We start from the raw sequence: 19160 nt of genomic DNA, 5'->3' as shown, positions 1-19160 counted from the left end.
AACCCTATTAACAGAGGGCTCGATACAATAAGATAGTTTTGCAATGAAAAAATAAAGGTATTAATAAATGAAAAGAAAACTACTTACAATTGCAGCACTTGTTTTGATGACGAGTACAGCATTTCAGGCTCAAACCACGATTTTTCCTTTGGGATCATCTTGGAAATTTAATGACAATGACGTAGCTCTTGCCAGCACATGGAAAGATGCCAATTATAACACATCTGCATGGTCATCAGGAAACGGACCTCTGGGTTACGGAGATCCTGTAACAACAAACTTCGTTTCTGGTGTAGACACTGCTTATCTTACGAAAGATTTTACTGTCAACTTAGCTGATCTTACCACAACTATGGAATTTGGTATAAGAAGAGATGACGGTATTATTGTTTATCTAAATGGTGAAGAAGTAATCAGAGATAATATGCCGACTGGAGTTGTTAATCATGCAGATTTCTCAAGTACAACGATTGACGGTGCAGCAGAAACCGCAATCAATATTTTTTCAATTCCGAAAAATAAATTTGTACAGGGCAACAACAGAATTTCAATAGAATTACATAACAGAAGTGCAACAAGTTCAGATTTGACGATTGATGCTTATCTTAAAACAACGGTTACAGTTCCACCAACTACATGTACGGGAACTCACATCAGCTGTTTTACGTCTATTGTACCCACAGCGCAGACTTCAAAACTGATTATTCCTGCTGAACACAGATTTCAGATGATTTTGAAAGAAGGTGATGCCTATACAGAAGGTGGCGGACTTGTTGGCGGACTGAATGATTTCACGGGTTACGTGGCAAAAAATGCAAGCAGCACAGACGGATATCTTTCTGTAAATCACGAGACCAGTCCTGGTGGAGTAACGATGGCAGAGATTAATTATAATACAACTACAAAGCTTTGGGCTTTAACGAAATCAAGAGGCGTTAGTTTTTCTGCACCAAGTTTGGTTCAAACCATCAGAAACTGTTCTGGCGGTGTTACACCTTGGGGAACAATTGTTACTGCTGAAGAAGCTGTAACAGGAAACGACACCAATGCGGATGGAAACCATGACTATGGATGGTTGGTAGAAATTGATCCTGTTACTGCACAGGTGATGTCACACAATCCTTCAGGAACTAAAGATAAGCTTTGGCAAATGGGTAAGATGAATCATGAAAATGTAGTGGTAAACAATGCAGGAACAATCGCTTATTACGGTGAAGATGGAGGTACAAACTTAGTGTACAAATATGTGATGGATACTCCAAACGATCTTACATCAGGAAATTTATATGTTTTAAAATTAGATCAACCTCTTTCTGGTGGAAACCCAACTGGTACAACTGCTACATGGGTACAGGTTCCTAATAAACTACAGGCAGATCAAAATAATACGCAGGCTCTTGCATCATCTTTGGGAGGTACTGCATTCAACGGTGTTGAAGACGTAGAAATCAGTCCACTGGACGGGAAAATATACTTTACAGCCAAAGGTTTAAACAAAGTATACCGTTTGCAGGACAATGGAATGACAGCTTCTCAGGTAGAAGTTTTTGCAGGAGGATTAACAACTCAATATTCTTTCAATACAGCGCAGGGAACTAAGACAGAAACTTGGGGCGATGGGAATGACAATCTTACGTTTGACGAATTAGGAAATCTTTGGGTACTTCAGGACGGTGGTAAAAACTACATCTGGGTAATTGCTCCGGATCATACTGAGGCAAATCCTAAAGTGAGATTGTTCGCTTCAATGCCTGCAGGTTCTGAGCCGACTGGGTTGACATTCACACCGGATCATAAATTCGGATTCTTCTCAATTCAGCATCCAAATGCTACAATTGATACAGATATTGACGCTACAGGAAACGTGATTGACTACAAAGGGAAATCTGCAACAATGGTTGTTGCATTACAACAGTTTTTAGGAACAAGTGCAGTATTGGGAACTACAGAAACTATCAAAGAAACGGAAGTTACTATTTCTCCGAATCCTACATCAGGATTGGTGAAAATCAATTCTCCGAAAGCTTTGAAAAATGTTGAAGTGACTGCTTACAGTATGGATGGTAAAATTGTTTATCAGAAGAAATTTACAGGAAGCAATTCATCTTTAGATCTAGATTTTACAGCTCAGCTTCAGGCTACAAGAGTTTTGATGATAAATATAGAGGCTGAAGGCTTCCAGAAAACCGTGAAAATTCTTAGAAAATAATTACTAATTTTCTTTCTCAGCTGCCGGCATTTTCTTTGCCGGCGGCTTTTTTTATTATGAAAAAATTACTCTTCATCATCATTTTATTCTCGCTTTCCGAGATTAACGCGCAGATTGATCCCTTAAAATATCCGACTTATACTGAAATTGAAGATGCTCTGAAAAGCGGCAAAACGGTTTATAGTATGAGCTTTAGAGATAAAGGGCTTTTCAATATTCCACCAGATTTATCTAAAATGAATTCTCTGTTTTTCCTTAACCTGATGGGGAATAATCTGGAAAAAATGGATCAGCAGATTTTTACTTTAAAGGAATTGGAAATTTTAAATATCAATTCAAACAGCATTAAATTTATTCCTGATGATATTGGTAAACTGAAAAAGCTTCACACTTTTTCGATGAATCTCAACAGCCTTACAAAAATAAATCCCAACCTTGTACAACTACAAAAACTGAAAACGGTACATTTTGATGCCAATAATTTAAATGTTTTCCCGGAGGCGTTGTTAGAAATCCCGGCTTTGGAGGAGATCAATCTTAGCAGCAATCAGATCAGTTTTATTTCGCAGGATTTAGATAAAATTAAAAATTTAAGATATTTAAATCTTTCAGCCAATCAGATTAATGATTTAACGGATGTGAAATTCCCTAAAAAAATAAAATATCTTGAACTTCAGCAAAATTCTATTGTAAAGCTTTCCGAATATGTATTCAAAGCAGAAAACCTTGAATTTTTAAATGTCAGTAATAATAACCTTAAAGAAATTTCTCCAAAAGTAAAAGGTTTAAAAGGCATTGTCAGTATGAATCTGGCGCACAATCAGCTGAAAGATCTTCCGAAAGAATTTCAGCAGCTCAAAAATCTGAAAACATTGATTTTAGCGGGAAATCCGATGGATAAGGAAACCATTCAGAAGCTTAAAGAATTAATGCCGCAAACGCAGATTTATTTTTAGAGTTATCCGCCGACTCTCTTTGTTTTAAAACCCATATCCTTCAGGATATTCATGATTTTATCACGGTTATCACCTTGTATAATGATCGTTCCGTCTTTTTCAGAACCACCTATTCCAAGTGTGGTTTTTATTTTTTTAGAAATTTTCTTTAAATCTTCTTCACTTCCTTGCCAACCTTCAACGATGGTTACTGGTTTTCCGTTTCTGCCTTTCTTCTCAAACTTACAAACCAAAGGTTCTTTTTGCTTAAACTGCTCTTCAGGCATTTGAAATTCCTGCTCTTCATGCTCAGGAAAAAGGTTTTTGAGTTGATCACGTAAATCCATGCGGCAAAATTAATAATAATTTTAAATATAAAATCTATTAGAGGAATCTTTGTCATGCTGAAAGCATCTCTATAAAGAATATTTAAATTCCTGACGGAATGACAAACTTTGTTTCAGACTTGATTATAAAAATATTCGTCATATTAGCGGCTAAAAATTGCATTTCTACAAAATAAACTCAGATTCCTACCGGAACGACAAACTTTGTTTCAGACTTGATTATAAAAAGATTCGTGATATTAGCGGCTAAAAATATAATCAAAAATTTGCGTCATAAAAATACCCTTCAATTTTAATTATTATTAAAAATCTGCGGAAAAACTGACAAAATTTTTTAATAAAAATTTAAGTTGCTCAAATTCTTCAATTCATTTCAAAATCGATAAATTTGTTTGTTAAAAAATAAATTAGAATGTCAAAAAAAGCAATACTGGCAATACTTGACGGTTGGGGTTTAGGTCAAAATCCTGAAGTTTCCGCATTAGCTCAAGCAAATACACCATTTATAGATAGCTGTTACCAAAAATTTCCTCACACCACTTTAGAAGCAAGTGGTTTAGCAGTCGGACTTCCATTAGGACAAATGGGAAATTCTGAAGTTGGTCACATGAATTTGGGTGCCGGAAGAGTAGTATATCAAAATCTGGTAAAACTCAATATGGCTGTTGAAAACGGAACTTTGGGTCATGAAGAAGTCATTCAGGAAGCTTTTGCTTATGCCAAAACAGAAAATAAAAACATACATTTTATCGGGCTGGTTTCCAATGGTGGAGTACATTCACATATCAATCATTTAAAAGGATTACTGACTGCTGCAAGTGAATACGGACTTCATGAAAATGTTTATGTTCACGCATTTACTGACGGAAGAGATTGTGATCCGCATTCCGGATTAGGATTTATCAAAGAACTTCAGGATCACATGAGTACAACAACAGGTGCTTTGGCTACGGTGATCGGAAGATATTACGCAATGGACAGAGATAAGCGTTGGGAACGTGTAAAATTAGCTTACGATGCGATGGTAAGCGGTATCGGACAGAGAACAACGGATGCGGCTTCTGTCATTCAGAATTCTTATAATGAAGGAGTGACGGATGAATTTATCAAACCGATTATTTTAGTTAAAGAAACACAGATCGGAAACGAAGTTCCTGTCGGAAAAATTGTAGATAATGATGTTGTGATTTGCTTCAATTTCCGTACAGACAGAGGACGGGAGATTACCGAGGTCCTTTGTCAGCATGATATGCCGGAATATTTCATGCGAAAACTAAATCTTCACTATGTTACTTTGACTAATTACGATAAAACGTACGAAAACGTACAGGTTGTTTTTGATGAAGAAGTTTTAAAAGAAACAATGGGCGAGATCCTTGAAAGAAATGGAAAAAGCCAGATCAGAATCGCCGAAACAGAAAAATATCCCCATGTTACATTTTTCTTTTCGGGAGGGCGAGAAGAAGAGTTTCATGGTGAAAAAAGATTGCTTTGTCCGAGTCCGAAAGACGTTCCGACTTATGATCTGAAGCCTGAAATGTCGGCCTATGAAATTACAAATGCAATTCTCCCTGAGTTACAGAACGAGACCGCTGATTTTATTTGCTTAAATTTTGCAAATACTGATATGGTAGGTCATACAGGAGTTTTTGAAGCTGCTGTAAAAGCTGCCGAAACTGTGGATAAATGTATCGAACAGGTTGCTACAACGGCTTACGAACATGGTTATGCAGTTTTTATTCTTGCAGATCACGGAAATTCTGATGTAATGATCAATCCGGACGGATCGCCAAATACACAACATTCAACCAATTTAGTTCCTTTAATTGTGATGGATAAAGACCATCAGTGGAATTTGAAGCCAGGAAAGCTGGGTGATATGGCTCCGACAATTTTATCGGTGATGGGAGTTGAGATTCCTGCAATCATGACCGGAGATATTTTGGTCAGTTAAAATTTAAAATAATATGATATAAATACCGTTGTCTTTGAAGATGACGGTATTTTTTTTATGATTTTGGTCAGACATGCTATGAGAGACATAGAATATTATGCTCCAAATAATAAAATATTAATATCTTTGTAAATTATAAACGTATTTAAGAATGTACAATAAACTCGTAAGAAAAGAGGTAATGGGTATTTTAGAAAAGGAAGTAGGTTCTTTTCTTGACAAATTTTTGACACCAATCGAAAAAATATGGCAGCCATCAGATTATTTACCAGACCCTTCAAGTGAAGATTTTAAATACGATTTAGAAGAAATTCAGACTTTCGCACGTGAGATGCCTTACGATCTCTTTGTTACTTTGATTGGTGACTGTATTACGGAAGAAGCTTTACCATCATATGAATCATGGTTAATGGGTGTTGATGGGGTAGATCAGGAAGAGAAAGTAGGCTGGGCAAATTGGGTGAGATCCTGGACAGGTGAAGAAAACCGTCACGGAGATCTATTAAACAAATACCTTTATCTGTGCGGAAGAGTCAACATGAGAGAAGTTGAGATTACCACACAATATCTTATCAGCGACGGATTTGACTTGGGAACCAGTATGGATCCTTACAGAAACTTTGTGTACACAAGTTTTCAGGAAACCGCAACCAATATATCTCACAGAAGAGTAGGAACATTAGCAAAACAGTCCGGAAACGGAAAACTGGCAAAAATGTGTGGGGTAATTGCTGCAGATGAAGCAAGACATGCAAAAGCATACAAACATTTCGTAGCAAAAATCCTTGAGCTCGATCCTTCGGAAATGATTTTGGCTTTCGAAGATATGATGCGTAAGAAAATCGTTATGCCTGCGCATTTGATGAGACAATCCGGACAAAAAGCCGGCGAACTTTGGGGGCATTTTTCAGATGCGGCACAAAGATGTATGGTGTACACAGGTCAGGATTACATTAATATCATGAAAGATTTGTTAGATGAATGGAAAATCGAGCATATAACAGGTCTTACCGAAAAAGCTGAAAAAGCTCAGGAATATCTGATGAAGTTACCATCGAGACTGCAGAAGATTACAGACAGGGTTTCTACACCCGATCTTCAGTTTCAGTTTAGCTGGGTAAAACATTAGTTTCCAATTTAACATTTAATTATAAGTAGGAGTGCCGGATGTTTTTTCGGCACTCTTTAATTATTTATTATCTTTGCCAAGCTAAAAAAGAACAAAATGGTTAGTAACAAAAAAATTGCTGTAGATTTTGACGGAACAATTGTGGATGATGCTTATCCCGGAATTGGGAAAGCAAAGATCTTCGCATTTGAAACACTGAAGAAACTCCAGGCTCAAGGATATAGACTGATTTTGTGGACATACAGACATGGCAAAACTCTTGATGAAGCGGTAGAATTCTGCAGAAAAAACGGAGTGGAGTTCTATGCCATTAATTCTAGTTTTGAAGGAGAAGTCTTCGATAGCGAAACGCAATCAAGAAAACTTGATGCAGATTGGTTTATTGACGACAGAAATCTTGGCGGATTTCCGGGATGGGGTGAAATTTACAACATCATCAACGAAAGGATAGAATTCCGTGTTGAAGGAAAAGAGGTTTTAGCATATTCAAAACTTAAAAAAGAAAAGAAAAAAGGACTTTTCTGGTAGAAAAATAATTAGAAATTAGAAGTTAGTAATTAGTTTCAATACAACTTTTAATTTTATCATAAGAATATAGATGATTGAGGTTTTTTATAAAACTAAATATCCACAAAGTTGTAAGTCTTACTTCTAATATCTATAATCTAACATCTATTTTAAAAATGATTCAATTAAAAACGATAGACGAGCTTCGTCTGATGAGAGAAAGTGCCCAGTTGGTTTCGCGCACATTAGGAATGTTGGCAAAAGAAATCAAACCGGGAATTACCACTTTATATTTAGATAAATTAGCTCACGATTTTATCAAAGATCACGGTGCAGAACCTGCATTTTTAGGATATGGAGGTTTTCCGTATTCGTTGTGTATTTCGCCTAACGAACAAGTTGTTCACGGTTTCCCAAGCAAAGAAGAAATCAAAGAAGGTGATGTGCTTTCTGTTGATTGCGGAGCTGTTTTGAATGGTTTCGTAGGTGATCACGCTTATACTTTTGAGATTGGTGAAGTAAAACCCGAAATCAAAAAACTGCTTAAAGTAACCAAAGAGTCTCTATACAAAGGAATCGAACAATGTGTGAGAGGAAAAAGAATCGGAGATATTTCTCATGCGATTCAGTTGCATTGCGAGAAAGAAGGTTATGGTGTTGTAAGAGAATTGGTAGGTCATGGAGTTGGTAGAAAAATGCATGAAGATCCTCAGGTTCCCAATTACGGAAGACAGGGAAGCGGCAAAATCATCAAAGATGGTTTGACGATTGCAATCGAACCAATGGTGAATATGGGAACTGAAAAAGTGAAATTCCACAATGACGGTTGGACGGTTACGACTCTTGACAACCTTACTTCAGCACATTTTGAGCATGATGTAGCGGTAATCAACGGAAAGCCTGTGTTACTTTCTACCTTTAAATATGTTTATGAAGCTTTAGGAATCAAAAGCGATGAAGAAAAGCCATTCCAAATGGAATTTTAATGAAAAAGCTGACTAAGTTTTTATTAAATAAAATCCCTCGTCCGATGCTTATCCAGATGAGTGTCTGGGCGCGACCGCTGATTTATCAGTTCTTTAAAGGAGATCAGTTTTTTGATCCGATTGACGGAAGATCTTACCGGAAATTTTTGCCTTACGGTTACGGAAAACAAAGAGAAAATGCTCTGTCACCCGGAACTTTAAGTTTGGAAAGACACCGCCAAATGTGGCTGTATCTTCAAAATGAAACCGATTTTTTCATTAAAAATTCTAAAGTTCTTCACATTGCTCCGGAACAGGAATTTCTGAGAAAATTTAAGCGAATGAGCAATCTCAATTACATTTCGGCAGATTTATATTCACCGATTGTAGATGTGAAAGCCGATATTTTAGATTTGCCTTTTGAGAATGACAGTTTTGATGTGATTTTTTGTAATCACGTTTTAGAGCATATTGAAGACGATTCTAAAGCAATGAGAGAATTGTACCGTGTTCTGAAACCCGGTGGTTGGGGAATTATTCAGGTTCCGATGAAAAATTCTTTGGAGAAGACCTACGAAGATTTCACTATAAAAGATCCGAAAGAACGTCAGAAACACTTTGGTCAGTACGACCACGTTCGTTGGTACGGAATGGATTATTTTGACCGTTTGAGAAAGGCAGGTTTTGAGACTGAACCCAATTTTTATTCTAAACAATTTAGTGATGCAGAAATTTTAAAATACGGACTCAATCACAACGAGATATTACCCGTGGTTTATAAAAAATAAAAAAACGTCTTCAACTGTGAAGACGTTTTTTTGTTTAAGATTTTTAAAATTAATCTTTTATAAAAAGTTCAGGTTTGAAATTTTCAATCATCAAAATATATTGACCTTTTTGAAACTGACTCACATCAACTTTTACAGATTTGTCAGAAGTCAATGTTTCGTAAACCAATTTTCCGGACATTTCATATATTTTCAGATTTAAATTTCTTTCAATATTTTCTATTGTTAAAAAATCTTTTACAGGATTAGGGTAGATTTTAATACTTTTTTTAATGATATTATCGTTCGTTCCCAAAAATGAATTGTTATAATATATCTTATTTCCAGTAGTAGGGTTTGTAATAATCAATGTTTTTGAAGTCCCGTTGTTTACTATCTGATAATTAAAAATTGAACCTGAAGTTGTATTAAAATAAAAATCGCAATTTTTCTGATCATATGCTTGAGCTGCAGCAGCATTTGTACCATTATAAACCGCTAAAGTACAACCACCTCCTTGTCTTGTAAAGCTATCTGTCACTGTGTTGAATGTAATTGTAGATCCAGCTGTATTGTAATAAGACGAATTAAAATTATAAGTACCTCCATTATTACTAAACAATGACGTCCCTATAGAAACCTGCATAATCGGACTTACCGTAGTTTGATTATTGATAACCATCTGTGAAATGTACCAATTGTTACTAAAAAGTTCAGCATTTTGAGCTGAGATAAAATTGCTAAAAAAGGCAAAAAAGAGTAGAGTTTTTTTCATAAAATTTTATTTTAAAGATACAAATTAAAACTATTCCGTAAGAGGTGATAAATATTAAGTTTGATTAAAATATCTTCATAGAAAATTATTGATCAATGAGAAACAGTCTTCAAACCGATCACAGAACCAATCAATGTACAGATAAAAAACATTCTCCAAAAAGTTACAGGATCTTTGAAAATTAAAATTCCGACTAAAGCAGTTCCTACAGCACCAATTCCCGTCCAGACTGCATAAGCTGTTCCTATTGGCAATGTTTCGGTAGACTTAATAAGCAAAAGCATACTGATTGTAAGACAAGCCAGAAAACCTCCAAACCAAAGATACATTTCGTTTCCCGAAGTTTCTTTTACTTTTCCTAAACAAGATGCAAAACCTACTTCGAACAATCCAGCAATGATTAAAATAATCCAGTTCATATAATTAATTTATGCTGCAAAGTTGAGGATTTTGTTTTGTTTTAAATTTTACAAATGATAAAAAATAAATTAATCTTAAGAGATGATTAGATTTTATTTTGAGTAAAAATTTAAATTAAAATAGAAATATTTATCTCGCAAATTAAGCAGATTAAAAAAATAAATCTGCTTTATCAGCATAATCAGCGAGAGTTTAAAAAAATCACTTTATTTCAGCCCGAATTCTGCTTAAGCTAACTTGAGTAATTCCCAAATAAGAAGCAATATGTCCTAACTGTACTCTCTGTAACAGATATGGTTTTTCTCTCAGCAAATCTTTGTATCGCTCAAGAGCAGTTTTGTATTGTCTGGAAATAATCAATTCTTCGGTTTTTACTAATTCTCGTTCAGCAAATTTTCTTCCCCAATTGGCAATATGAATGTCTTCATTAAATAAATGCTTCAATTTTTTTGTTTCTAATTGATACAGTTCGCAATCTTCAAGAAGTTCAATACTTTCATACCCTGGTTTTTCATCAACATAACTTTTCATCGAAACGATTGGTTCGCCTTCCGTTCCAAACCAGAAAGTAATGTCATTATTTTCTGTCGAAGCATAAGCTCGTGCAATTCCTTTTTTTAAAAAATAAATTTGTGGGATTACTTTGTTGGATTCCATTAAACAAAAACTTTTTGGATGATTGATTTCTGTAATAAATTGTTTCAGACTTTCCTTTGAAGCCATCGGAAGAGGGTAGATGCGGTCAATAATCTCGTTAATATTCATAAAGAAATCAAATTTTTAAAAGTTATCTGTGAAAAATGAGTTCTAGGTATTACGTGAAAATTAAAACTTCTTTAAATTAATGAAACACATCTTTCCAAGAAATCTTATTTAATCATGCAGTTAAGCATTATTTTCAATCAAAAATAGACTTTTTTCCGCATCTAATTTTTAATATTGATCGTAAGACCGATTTTGTTTTACTAACTTTGCAGATCGTAATAAAAGCGACTTAATTTTTTTATATGCATAAAGCAGGATTTGTAAATATCGTTGGAAAGCCAAACGCCGGAAAATCTACCCTTCTGAATCAATTGATGGGTGAGAAACTGGCAATTGTAACACAAAAGGCACAGACAACAAGACATAGAATTTTCGGAATTTATAATGAAGAAGATTTACAGATCGTATTTTCTGATACTCCGGGAGTTTTGGATCCTAAATACGGTTTGCAGGAAAAAATGATGGATTTTGTGAAAGATTCTCTACAAGATGCAGACGTTTTTCTTTTCATTGTAGACGTTACCGATAAATCAGAACAGTCAGAATTTTTGATTGAGAAATTAAACAAAATTCCGGTTCCGGTTTTATTATTATTGAATAAGATTGACCAGACCAATCAGGAAGGTCTTGAAAAAATAGCCACAGAATGGCACGAAAGAATTCCTAAAGCTGAAATTCTTCCCATTTCTGCTTTGAATGCTTTTAATATTGATGTTATTTTACCAAAATTAAAATCAATGTTACCGGAAAGCCCGGCTTATTATGACAAAGATATGTACACTGATAAGCCTGAAAGATTTTTTGTAAACGAAGCAATTCGTGAGAAAATTCTTTTAAATTATGAGAAAGAAATTCCATATTCTGTGGAAGTGGTGACAGAAATGTTCAAAGAAAATGAAGGAATTATTTTTATTGATTCTATCATTTATGTAGAAAGAGATACACAGAAAGGAATTATCATTGGTCATAAAGGTGAGGCAATCAAAAAAGTAGGAACTGAAGCAAGAATAGATCTGGAGAAATTTTTCGCAAAAAAAATACACCTGAATCTCTTTGTGAAAGTAAAAAAAGACTGGAGAAAAAACGACAGAGATCTGAAGAATTTCGGATACAGATAGACTAAAAAGTCAATACTCATCGTTGTATAAGAAGTTTTTCTTATCTTTAATGTAAATATTCAATCAATGACCTATTTTAATTCAAAAACTAATCTGGTACTCATAGACGTTGTATTATTAATTGTGAGATTATTTGTGGGATTTGCCATGTTGTCTCACGGTTTTCCGAAACTGCAGATGTTATTGGAAGGAGGAGATATCAAGTTTTTTGATTTTCTGGGTTTGGGACCAAAAATATCATTGGGTCTTACAGTTTTTGCGGAATTCGTTTGTTCAATCTTTCTGATATTGGGATTGTTTACGAGAATTGCAGTGGGATTTCTGATGTTTACGATGATTGTTGCTGGTTTTGTAGTTCATGGTTCGGATGGATTTGATAAGAGAGAAATGAGTTTCCTTTACCTGAGCATTTATTTTCTTATTGTAGTTTTGGGAGCAGGCAGATTTTCTATTGACGGCATGATCGAAAAGAGAAGAAGAGCTTCAGAATGGTAATTTAGATTTTTATCTTTAAAATAATATATTGAGCAGTAATTTTTTTACTGCTTTTTTTTGTTTTTTAAAAGTCATTTAATCTTCGGTTTTGAGTTTACAATTTTCGCTGTCTTTTACAATTAAATACTTTTCATTAAATTCGTGACAAATCAAAAAGATAATGAAGATCAAATTAACCATCTGTCTTCTTGCGTTTCTCAATCTCTATGAAGCTCAGGAAAATATTTCATACCAAAAGCCATCTGCCGAAATTCTGAAACTTGCAGATTACGAAAGACCGCCAAGTGTAATGACCAATTCAAAGAAAGACTGGATTGTTTTCACTTACCGACCAACGTACAAAACTTTGGATGATCTCAATCAGCAGGAAATGAAATTAGGCGGATTAAGAATCAATCCGGTTACCAACATTTCAAGTTCGACATCATACGCTTACAATCTTAAAGTAAGAAAGATGAATGATAAAACCGAAGTTCAGGTAAAAGGTCTTCCTTCGAATCCTAAAATTACCAACACTTCTTTTTCACCGGACGAAAAAAAACTGGCATTTACCAACACCACAGAAAAAGGAGTTGAGCTGTGGGTGATTGATCTGGAAACTGCCACTGCAAAAAAGATTACCAGAGACAATCTTAATGCAAATCTGGGAAATCCTTACAGCTGGATGAAAGATTCTCAGAGCTTTTTGATTAAAGTACTTCCTGAAAACAGACCAAAACTGACGGATGCTTCCAAAGATCTGCCTACAGGACCGATTGTCTCTACCTCTGACGGAAAAGTTTCGCAAAACAGAACCTATCAGGATTTGCTTAAAAATCCGCAGGATGAAAAGAATTTTGAAATTCTTACCGCTTCAGAATTACATCATGCAGACCTGAACGGCAATATTAAAAAGTTTAAGGATCAGGATCTGTTTGCAGGAATCAGCTATTCTCCGGACGGAAGCTATGTCATGCTGACAACCATTAAAAAACCATTTTCCTATATTGTTCCACTCAACAGATTCCCATCAACAGCTACTGTTTATGATGCAAAAGGAAATTTAATTAAAGTGGTGAATGAAGTTCCGCTGAATGAAATTATGCCAAAAGGATTTTCGTCTGTAAGAACTGGAAAAAGAGATATGAGCTGGAGAGCAGATCAGCCTGCAACTTTGGTTTTCGCAGAAGCTCTTGATGGTGGAGATCAATCAAAAACGGTTGATTTCAGAGATGAAATTTTCACATGGGAAGCTCCGTTTACTACTCAGCCAAAGTCTTTCTTTAAAACAAAGCAAAGATACGAAGGAACCAGCTGGACAAATAATCATTACGCCATTGTTTCCGAAGGCTGGTACGATACAAGAAATACAAAATCTTATCTGATAGATTTGAATGACGGAAAATCACAGACCATAGAAGACAGAAATTATCAGGATGTTTACAGCGATCCGGGGAGTTTCAATACCACAAAAAATGATTTCGGAAGATATGTTTTGACATGAAAGGAGACAAAGCCTATCTTATCGGAGCCGGATTTACCAAAGAAGGTCAACATCCTTTCATTGATGAAATGGATATGAAATCTTTAAAAAAGAAAAGACTCTACACATCAAATCTGAAAGGTGCAAAAGAAGAAATCATCGATATCATCAATCCTGCAAAAGGAGAAGTATTGACGATTCAGCAGTCTGCAAGTCAGTACCCGAATTATTTTAAGAAAAATATAAAATCTAACAAAGCTGAAGCAGTAACCAATTTTGCCAATCCGTTTGAAAGCATTAAAGATGTTTACAAAGAAGTCATTACGTACAAAAGAAATGATGGCGTTACTTTGACTGGTACCCTTTATCTTCCCGCTAACTATGACAGAAAAGTAAAAAAAGAAAAACTTCCTTTGCTGATCTGGGCGTATCCTACAGAATATAAAGATAAAAATACGGCAGGGCAGAACACGCAAAACCCGAACGATTTTACTTTTCCATATTACGGATCTTTCGTGTATTGGACATCGAAGGGATATGCAGTTCTTGACGATGCCGCATTCCCGATCATCGGTGAAGGTAAAACAGAACCTAATGATACCTTTATTCCTCAATTGGTTGCCAACGGAAAAGCTGCCATCGATGCAGTTGATCAGTTGGGTTACATCGACAGAAATAAAGTCGCAGTTGGTGGACATTCTTATGGTGCATTTATGACTGCCAATCTTTTAACACATTCTAAAGATTACGCATGCGGAATTGCCAGAAGTGGAGCCTACAACAGAACTTTGACCCCGTTTGGTTTCCAGAGCGAACAGAGAAATTACTGGGATGTTCCGGAAATTTATAACACGATGTCACCGTTTATGAATGCCGATAAAATGAAAACACCATTGCTTCTGATTCACGGTGATGCAGACAACAATCCGGGAACATTTACTTTACAGACCGAAAGATACTTTCAGGCTTTGAAAAATCTGGGAGCTCCTGTGAAGATGGTTCTTCTTCCCAAAGAAGCTCACGGCTATGTTGCCAAAGAAAATATTCTTCATCTTCTTTGGGAACAGGATCAGTTTCTGGAGAAATGTCTGAAGAAATAAATATTAAAGATAATTGAATGTCCGTAATTAATTATAATTAGTTTTAAACAGTCTGTTTGCCATTCCGGAGGAATCTCAAGATATTGAAAATTAAGTAGTTTAATTTTCTATCGGAATGACAAAAATACTGCTGATCATTTAGTATTAAGACTGAAATATGTACAGTAAGTAAATAATAAAACCTCGCTCAATCTAGGCGAGGTTTTAATATTTACTTTTTTAGAGTGTTGATGATGTTTTGCAATTGCTGGATCATCTTATCTTTGTCTTTCAGTCTTTCTTCGTACAGAGATTCTATCTTTTCTGTTTTATCTTTGTTCTCCTGATAGAGATTTTGAATATCCTGATAACCAACTGAAGCATCATAAAAATTCTGCTGATTATAAATGTTATTAGGATTTGCATCTAACAATTCATAAACAGGAGCTTCCAGAATTTCTGCGATCTGATACAATCTGTCTACGGTAAGTTTGGTTTCGTTCTTTTCTATTTTGCTGTAGGCAGCCTGGCTGATGTGCAATTCTTCTGCCATATTTTCGTGCGAAAAGCCTTTTTTCTTGCGGTATTCTTTTATTTTTTCAATGATAACTTCCATGGTGTCCATAACTAAAGATTGTAATTATTAGTACAAAAGTAATATTTTTTCCGAAAAAGTTGTGTAAAGATTTCTGAAAATGTTTTAATATTGCATTGTTAAATAATTAAAAAACAACAAATATGAAAAAAATCAGTTTCCTGATGCTTTTGGCATTGGCATTTCTATTAAGCTGTAGAACAGATCAGTTCCCCGAGAAAGAAACCTACAACAATACGAACGCATTTCAGCTCACTTCAAAAAGGATTTCGCTTAACGAATCTAAGCAAAAAGCGAAACTTCTTCCAGAATTGGAAAAGGCAGAGGAAGAGTTTAAGAAGCTTACCCCAAATACCTTTGGAAAAACACTGAATTATGGTAATGGAGTTTCCATAGATACCGATGATGTGGTATATATAGAATATGGTCCTTATCATACCTACACATTTAAGATCAACAGAGAAAATGCTTCCGCAGATGCACCTGTAGAAAATTTGATTTTAAGTCTAGAGCCGGACGGAACCTACAAAGAATTAGTAAAAACGTACAATCTTACGCAGAACGATTGGCACGAGCTAAGTCTCGGCAACGGTATTGATCTTGAGGGTAAAACCACAACGGTAGAAGTTGCTAAAGGAACTTATTATCAGGCTAATGTAAAAAGTTCCGGCTGTTCTTATGAGAGTCAGCAGGTTTACCAAGCGTGCTGTCTGGCGTACATGGGGAAGGTAATATCGGTGAATGGGGCAATTGTACCTGTACAGGAAGCGGTCTTCCCAAGATGTATACCATTGAGATTTTGGTTTGCCCTCCGGAACCGGGTGCGCCAAGTAGCGGATGGGTTCCTACACCATCTTCTCCTAGTGCACCTACAGGTGGCGGAGAGCCTGTGGATGGCGGTAGCTCTTCAGGAGCAGAAACCAACCCTACAGATCCCAATACTGTGGAAGGAGCGCAGGGGCAACTGGGTGGTACACCTACTTTGCCAAATTTATCAGCAGAACATTTTAAATTTAATCAAATTATTTCCCAACTTTCTCCTGCACTACAATCTTGGATCAATCAGCCATACAATGCAGAAGTCTACACATATTTCATCAACTATTTCACGAGCAATAACCAAAGCTTAGAAGCCGGTAACTTTGTAAAATGGTCAATTAACTTTCTTCATCAAAACCAAAATGTTACTTTGGCAGAGTTTCAAAACTGGTTTATAGAAGAACCAATATTAAACAATACTCTACAAAACGAGTTATTGGAAGATTGGGCAGACCCAAATAGAGTAAAACCTACAACTAGATTTAAAAATAATGCATTAGTTAACTGTATATACAATAAAGCAAAAACGTCAGCAAATTTTAATCAATATTTAAAGAATTTTGATGGCAGGTTTTCAACTGCTCATCTTTTATTCGATTTAAAACCAATCGATCCAGCTAATAATGCTGAAACGTCTACACCTCTAGGATATTGGATAACAATTACTATCAATTCAGATAACCTAAATAGACCAAGTATTGATATCGCAAGAACTTTTATGCATGAAATTATACATGCGGAAATGTTCAGGATTTTATTATCTTTAGCTTCAACAAGTAATGGTCAAATAAATCTGACCGAACTTACAAATATGTTAACAGCACATAATTATCCTGGGATTTATGATTATTTTCGAAGATATGGAGTCAATAATATGCAACATGAACAAATGGCTGCTCATTATATTGGAATAATGAAGAACTATCTAAAACAAATTGATAATACTTTAAGTGATGCACAAGCTGAGGCAATTGCTTGGCAAGGTCTTCAAGGAACTGAAAGATGGAATCAATTATCTACTTCTCAACAAAATAACATAAACAGTACATATTCTAGTTGGTATAATACAGCGTTATATAATTGTCCATAAATATAAGTTATGAAAGTAAAATTTTTAATATTTTTATTTCTGTCACTATACTTTAATTTGTTTTCACAAAAAAAAGTTGACACAGTATACATAAGATATGATGATTCAATTGATCGACATTATAATAAGAAAGGTCAAATTAATTATTTTGATATATGTATAAATAATAAAACTTATAAAAGATTCCAATATGGAAGTTCAAATATTATAAAAAAAACAAATTATAATCAAAAAACCTCTTCTAGAAAAGAATTGTATAATATAATCAAAAAAGATTCTCCTAGCAGGAAAATAATTTTCATAATAGTTAAAGAGCAAAAACGTTTTTTTTATCTCTATAAATCAGATTACATATTTAGGACAATAATAGATAAATAGGATTTGTTTAATACAAATTATTGGTTATGGGAGTTATAAAAAAATATACTATATTAATGTTTCTATTAATTACGAGTATTAATATTTATTCGCAAATTTTAGAAATAAAAAAAAGTGATTCTACTTTATTGAGAAAATCTGATAATAAAAATGAATACTATATTACTTTATTCAATAAAGAAAATATTAAGTATAATAAAAGAAATGGATTTAAATATGACACTATTCCACACATAGGAACAGTTATAAAATGTAATGAATGTAAAGTAGAATCATATGGGTTTTTGGTCAGAAAAATAAAAAATAGCAAAAAAAATAAAGGTTCTATTCGTACTGTTGAAAATCTGTTTAAAGATAAAAAAGGTTTTAATTTCGGAGGAGGTTACTTTCTAATAAATGGTATTTATTACAAAAATCTAGGAATGCCAATAGAATAATTTTATTATGTAAAATGGAATATAATATAATACAAAGTGGGAGTGGATTAATAATCTGGCAAAGTGTTTTATTTCTATTTTTAGTATTAATCATTTTTTTGATTTTTAAGATATATAAACGTTTGAAAAAAATAAATGATTAAAAACAAAAACCGCAGAATTTCTGCGGTTTTTTTATTGTTCTAATGCTTACCTAAAACTCCACTAAAGGATTATATCAAAAGCTCCCGACGATTTGTACAAAAGGTCGAGAGCTTTTAGAAAAAGCAGGCGGGCAATTTCTAAAAGCACGCCTGCTTTTTAAAAATGCTTACTTAGCTTTTTCAAACTTCATAATAGCAAGCATTTCTTTGAGATCAATTCCTGGTCGAAACGCTATTTTTGCCCCTTTAATCATTGAAGAATTAAATTGCTCCGCAGTTTCTGCGCCTTCACTACTCAGCGAGATACTGAAAGACCCGAAATCTCCAAATCTTACAATTCTTCCTTCTGAAAAATGCTTGGCAAGAGCTTTCGTCAAATCATTCAAAACTGCTAAAACATCGGTGTCGCTTACTGTAGTAGAGCCACCTGCAATTTCTTTACTCAGACTACGGAAGGTGACTTCCCCTGTAGACTTTGCATTGGCATAGAATTTTTTTGGAATTGTTTGATCAGAAGGATTTCCTTTTTCGCTTAACGAATACTGTACTGGCATATTGTTGTGTTTTTATAAGTTAATCACATCAAATATACTGTTTTATTGAATTAAGTGTAATTATTTTTAATATACTATGCATAGTTTTCTATTAGGTCGAAAAACTTATTTTGTTAGGTAGTCAATTTATTTAGAGTTTTGTTTGTCATCCTATGTTTGCAAAACAATAAATTTAATTAATAATAAAGAGAAGTTAGGGTAAAGAAAAAAGCTACAG

The 19160-nt window shown here is 34.5% G+C and carries 18 protein-coding genes and 1 pseudogene; 13 read left to right on the top strand and 6 right to left on the bottom strand.

The window, feature by feature from the left end; all coding sequences use genetic code 11:
• Positions 1-67: 67 nt before the first annotated feature.
• Both AC4FQ5_RS10685 and AC4FQ5_RS10680 read left to right on the top strand, forming a co-directional pair.
• A complete protein-coding gene (locus AC4FQ5_RS10685; RefSeq protein WP_491143135.1) occupies positions 68-2209 on the top strand; it encodes an alkaline phosphatase PhoX in 2142 nt (713 codons plus the stop codon).
• 56 nt (positions 2210-2265) lie between these two features.
• The gene (locus tag AC4FQ5_RS10680) at positions 2266-3165 is read left to right on the top strand and encodes a leucine-rich repeat domain-containing protein (protein WP_491143133.1); all 900 of its coding nucleotides are present in this window, start codon (positions 2266-2268) and stop codon (positions 3163-3165) included.
• A gap of 2 nt (positions 3166-3167) precedes the next feature.
• On the opposite strand, the gene AC4FQ5_RS10675 is transcribed toward AC4FQ5_RS10680, so the two are convergent.
• Positions 3168-3491, bottom strand: coding sequence for a translation initiation factor (locus AC4FQ5_RS10675; RefSeq protein WP_491143131.1), 324 nt, complete (start codon positions 3489-3491; stop codon positions 3168-3170).
• A gap of 412 nt (positions 3492-3903) precedes the next feature.
• Between AC4FQ5_RS10675 and gpmI the strand changes: the two genes are divergently transcribed.
• The 5 genes from gpmI to AC4FQ5_RS10650 all read left to right on the top strand — a co-directional run bounded on the left by gpmI (position 3904) and on the right by AC4FQ5_RS10650 (position 8834).
• Positions 3904-5445: a 2,3-bisphosphoglycerate-independent phosphoglycerate mutase gene (gpmI, locus tag AC4FQ5_RS10670; protein WP_491143129.1), complete on the top strand. Its 1542-nt coding sequence runs from the start codon at positions 3904-3906 to the stop codon at positions 5443-5445.
• Between the two features lie 151 nt (positions 5446-5596).
• The gene (locus AC4FQ5_RS10665; RefSeq protein ID WP_491143127.1) at positions 5597-6574 is read left to right on the top strand and encodes an acyl-ACP desaturase; all 978 of its coding nucleotides are present in this window, start codon (positions 5597-5599) and stop codon (positions 6572-6574) included.
• A 96-nt stretch (positions 6575-6670) separates the two neighbouring features.
• The gene (locus tag AC4FQ5_RS10660; protein WP_300346229.1) at positions 6671-7102 is read left to right on the top strand and encodes a BT0820 family HAD-type phosphatase; all 432 of its coding nucleotides are present in this window, start codon (positions 6671-6673) and stop codon (positions 7100-7102) included.
• 155 nt (positions 7103-7257) lie between these two features.
• A complete protein-coding gene (map, locus tag AC4FQ5_RS10655) occupies positions 7258-8067 on the top strand; it encodes a type I methionyl aminopeptidase (RefSeq protein WP_491143125.1) in 810 nt (269 codons plus the stop codon).
• A complete protein-coding gene (locus tag AC4FQ5_RS10650) occupies positions 8067-8834 on the top strand; it encodes a class I SAM-dependent methyltransferase (protein WP_491143124.1) in 768 nt (255 codons plus the stop codon). The genes map and AC4FQ5_RS10650 overlap by 1 nt, the downstream gene beginning before the upstream one ends.
• Positions 8835-8883: 49 nt before the next feature.
• On the opposite strand, the gene AC4FQ5_RS10645 is transcribed toward AC4FQ5_RS10650, so the two are convergent.
• From AC4FQ5_RS10645 to AC4FQ5_RS10635, 3 genes are all read right to left on the bottom strand, one after another.
• Positions 8884-9588 (bottom strand): T9SS type A sorting domain-containing protein, encoded by a 705-nt coding sequence (locus AC4FQ5_RS10645; RefSeq protein ID WP_491143122.1) that lies wholly within the window; start codon positions 9586-9588, stop codon positions 8884-8886.
• Positions 9589-9680: 92 nt separating this feature from the next.
• A complete protein-coding gene (locus tag AC4FQ5_RS10640) occupies positions 9681-10007 on the bottom strand; it encodes a DMT family transporter (protein ID WP_491143121.1) in 327 nt (108 codons plus the stop codon).
• 202 nt (positions 10008-10209) lie between these two features.
• On the bottom strand, positions 10210-10773 hold the full coding sequence (locus AC4FQ5_RS10635) for a Crp/Fnr family transcriptional regulator (RefSeq protein ID WP_491143119.1): 564 nt from the start codon (positions 10771-10773) through the stop codon (positions 10210-10212).
• A gap of 242 nt (positions 10774-11015) precedes the next feature.
• Here AC4FQ5_RS10635 and era point away from each other — a divergent pair, with 242 nt between their 5' ends.
• The 3 genes and pseudogenes from era to AC4FQ5_RS10620 all read left to right on the top strand — a co-directional run bounded on the left by era (position 11016) and on the right by AC4FQ5_RS10620 (position 14948).
• Positions 11016-11891, top strand: coding sequence for a GTPase Era (gene era, locus AC4FQ5_RS10630; RefSeq protein WP_263001893.1), 876 nt, complete (start codon positions 11016-11018; stop codon positions 11889-11891).
• A gap of 66 nt (positions 11892-11957) precedes the next feature.
• Positions 11958-12386, top strand: a complete 429-nt coding sequence (locus AC4FQ5_RS10625) for a DoxX family protein (protein WP_300346215.1) — start codon at positions 11958-11960, stop codon at positions 12384-12386.
• Positions 12387-12546: 160 nt separating this feature from the next.
• Positions 12547-14948: pseudogene (locus tag AC4FQ5_RS10620) on the top strand (alpha/beta hydrolase family protein).
• Positions 14949-15159: 211 nt separating this feature from the next.
• On the opposite strand, the gene AC4FQ5_RS10615 reads toward AC4FQ5_RS10620, so the two are convergent.
• Positions 15160-15552: a helix-turn-helix domain-containing protein gene (locus tag AC4FQ5_RS10615; protein WP_491143117.1), complete on the bottom strand. Its 393-nt coding sequence runs from the start codon at positions 15550-15552 to the stop codon at positions 15160-15162.
• A 113-nt stretch (positions 15553-15665) separates the two neighbouring features.
• Between AC4FQ5_RS10615 and AC4FQ5_RS10610 the strand changes: the two genes are divergently transcribed.
• The 3 genes from AC4FQ5_RS10610 to AC4FQ5_RS10600 all read left to right on the top strand — a co-directional run bounded on the left by AC4FQ5_RS10610 (position 15666) and on the right by AC4FQ5_RS10600 (position 18246).
• Positions 15666-16652, top strand: coding sequence for a hypothetical protein (locus AC4FQ5_RS10610; protein WP_491143115.1), 987 nt, complete (start codon positions 15666-15668; stop codon positions 16650-16652).
• 59 nt (positions 16653-16711) lie between these two features.
• The gene (locus tag AC4FQ5_RS10605; RefSeq protein ID WP_491143113.1) at positions 16712-17431 is read left to right on the top strand and encodes a hypothetical protein; all 720 of its coding nucleotides are present in this window, start codon (positions 16712-16714) and stop codon (positions 17429-17431) included.
• A gap of 404 nt (positions 17432-17835) precedes the next feature.
• On the top strand, positions 17836-18246 hold the full coding sequence (locus tag AC4FQ5_RS10600) for a hypothetical protein (protein ID WP_491143111.1): 411 nt from the start codon (positions 17836-17838) through the stop codon (positions 18244-18246).
• A gap of 310 nt (positions 18247-18556) precedes the next feature.
• On the opposite strand, the gene AC4FQ5_RS10595 is transcribed toward AC4FQ5_RS10600, so the two are convergent.
• Positions 18557-18943 carry an HU family DNA-binding protein gene (locus tag AC4FQ5_RS10595; protein WP_491143109.1) on the bottom strand — a complete coding sequence of 129 codons (387 nt, stop codon included), beginning with the start codon at positions 18941-18943 and terminating at the stop codon, positions 18557-18559.
• Positions 18944-19160: the final 217 nt, after the last annotated feature.

The sequence above is a fragment of the Chryseobacterium sp. DT-167 genome, assembly GCF_058310155.1.
Note: the sequence above shows the minus strand (reverse complement) of the source record. Positions and strands in the feature narration are given on the sequence as shown.

Coding starts and splice junctions, on each gene's coding strand:
- AC4FQ5_RS10685 (WP_491143135.1), top strand. CDS start 68: ATGAAAAGAAAACTACTTACAATTGCAGCACTTGTTTTGATGACGAGT.
- AC4FQ5_RS10680 (WP_491143133.1), top strand. CDS start 2,266: ATGAAAAAATTACTCTTCATCATCATTTTATTCTCGCTTTCCGAGATT.
- AC4FQ5_RS10675 (WP_491143131.1), bottom strand. CDS start 3,491: ATGGATTTACGTGATCAACTCAAAAACCTTTTTCCTGAGCATGAAGAG.
- gpmI (WP_491143129.1), top strand. CDS start 3,904: ATGTCAAAAAAAGCAATACTGGCAATACTTGACGGTTGGGGTTTAGGT.
- AC4FQ5_RS10665 (WP_491143127.1), top strand. CDS start 5,597: ATGTACAATAAACTCGTAAGAAAAGAGGTAATGGGTATTTTAGAAAAG.
- AC4FQ5_RS10660 (WP_300346229.1), top strand. CDS start 6,671: ATGGTTAGTAACAAAAAAATTGCTGTAGATTTTGACGGAACAATTGTG.
- map (WP_491143125.1), top strand. CDS start 7,258: ATGATTCAATTAAAAACGATAGACGAGCTTCGTCTGATGAGAGAAAGT.
- AC4FQ5_RS10650 (WP_491143124.1), top strand. CDS start 8,067: ATGAAAAAGCTGACTAAGTTTTTATTAAATAAAATCCCTCGTCCGATG.
- AC4FQ5_RS10645 (WP_491143122.1), bottom strand. CDS start 9,588: ATGAAAAAAACTCTACTCTTTTTTGCCTTTTTTAGCAATTTTATCTCA.
- AC4FQ5_RS10640 (WP_491143121.1), bottom strand. CDS start 10,007: ATGAACTGGATTATTTTAATCATTGCTGGATTGTTCGAAGTAGGTTTT.
- AC4FQ5_RS10635 (WP_491143119.1), bottom strand. CDS start 10,773: ATGAATATTAACGAGATTATTGACCGCATCTACCCTCTTCCGATGGCT.
- era (WP_263001893.1), top strand. CDS start 11,016: ATGCATAAAGCAGGATTTGTAAATATCGTTGGAAAGCCAAACGCCGGA.
- AC4FQ5_RS10625 (WP_300346215.1), top strand. CDS start 11,958: ATGACCTATTTTAATTCAAAAACTAATCTGGTACTCATAGACGTTGTA.
- AC4FQ5_RS10615 (WP_491143117.1), bottom strand. CDS start 15,552: ATGGACACCATGGAAGTTATCATTGAAAAAATAAAAGAATACCGCAAG.
- AC4FQ5_RS10610 (WP_491143115.1), top strand. CDS start 15,666: ATGAAAAAAATCAGTTTCCTGATGCTTTTGGCATTGGCATTTCTATTA.
- AC4FQ5_RS10600 (WP_491143111.1), top strand. CDS start 17,836: ATGGGAGTTATAAAAAAATATACTATATTAATGTTTCTATTAATTACG.
- AC4FQ5_RS10595 (WP_491143109.1), bottom strand. CDS start 18,943: ATGCCAGTACAGTATTCGTTAAGCGAAAAAGGAAATCCTTCTGATCAA.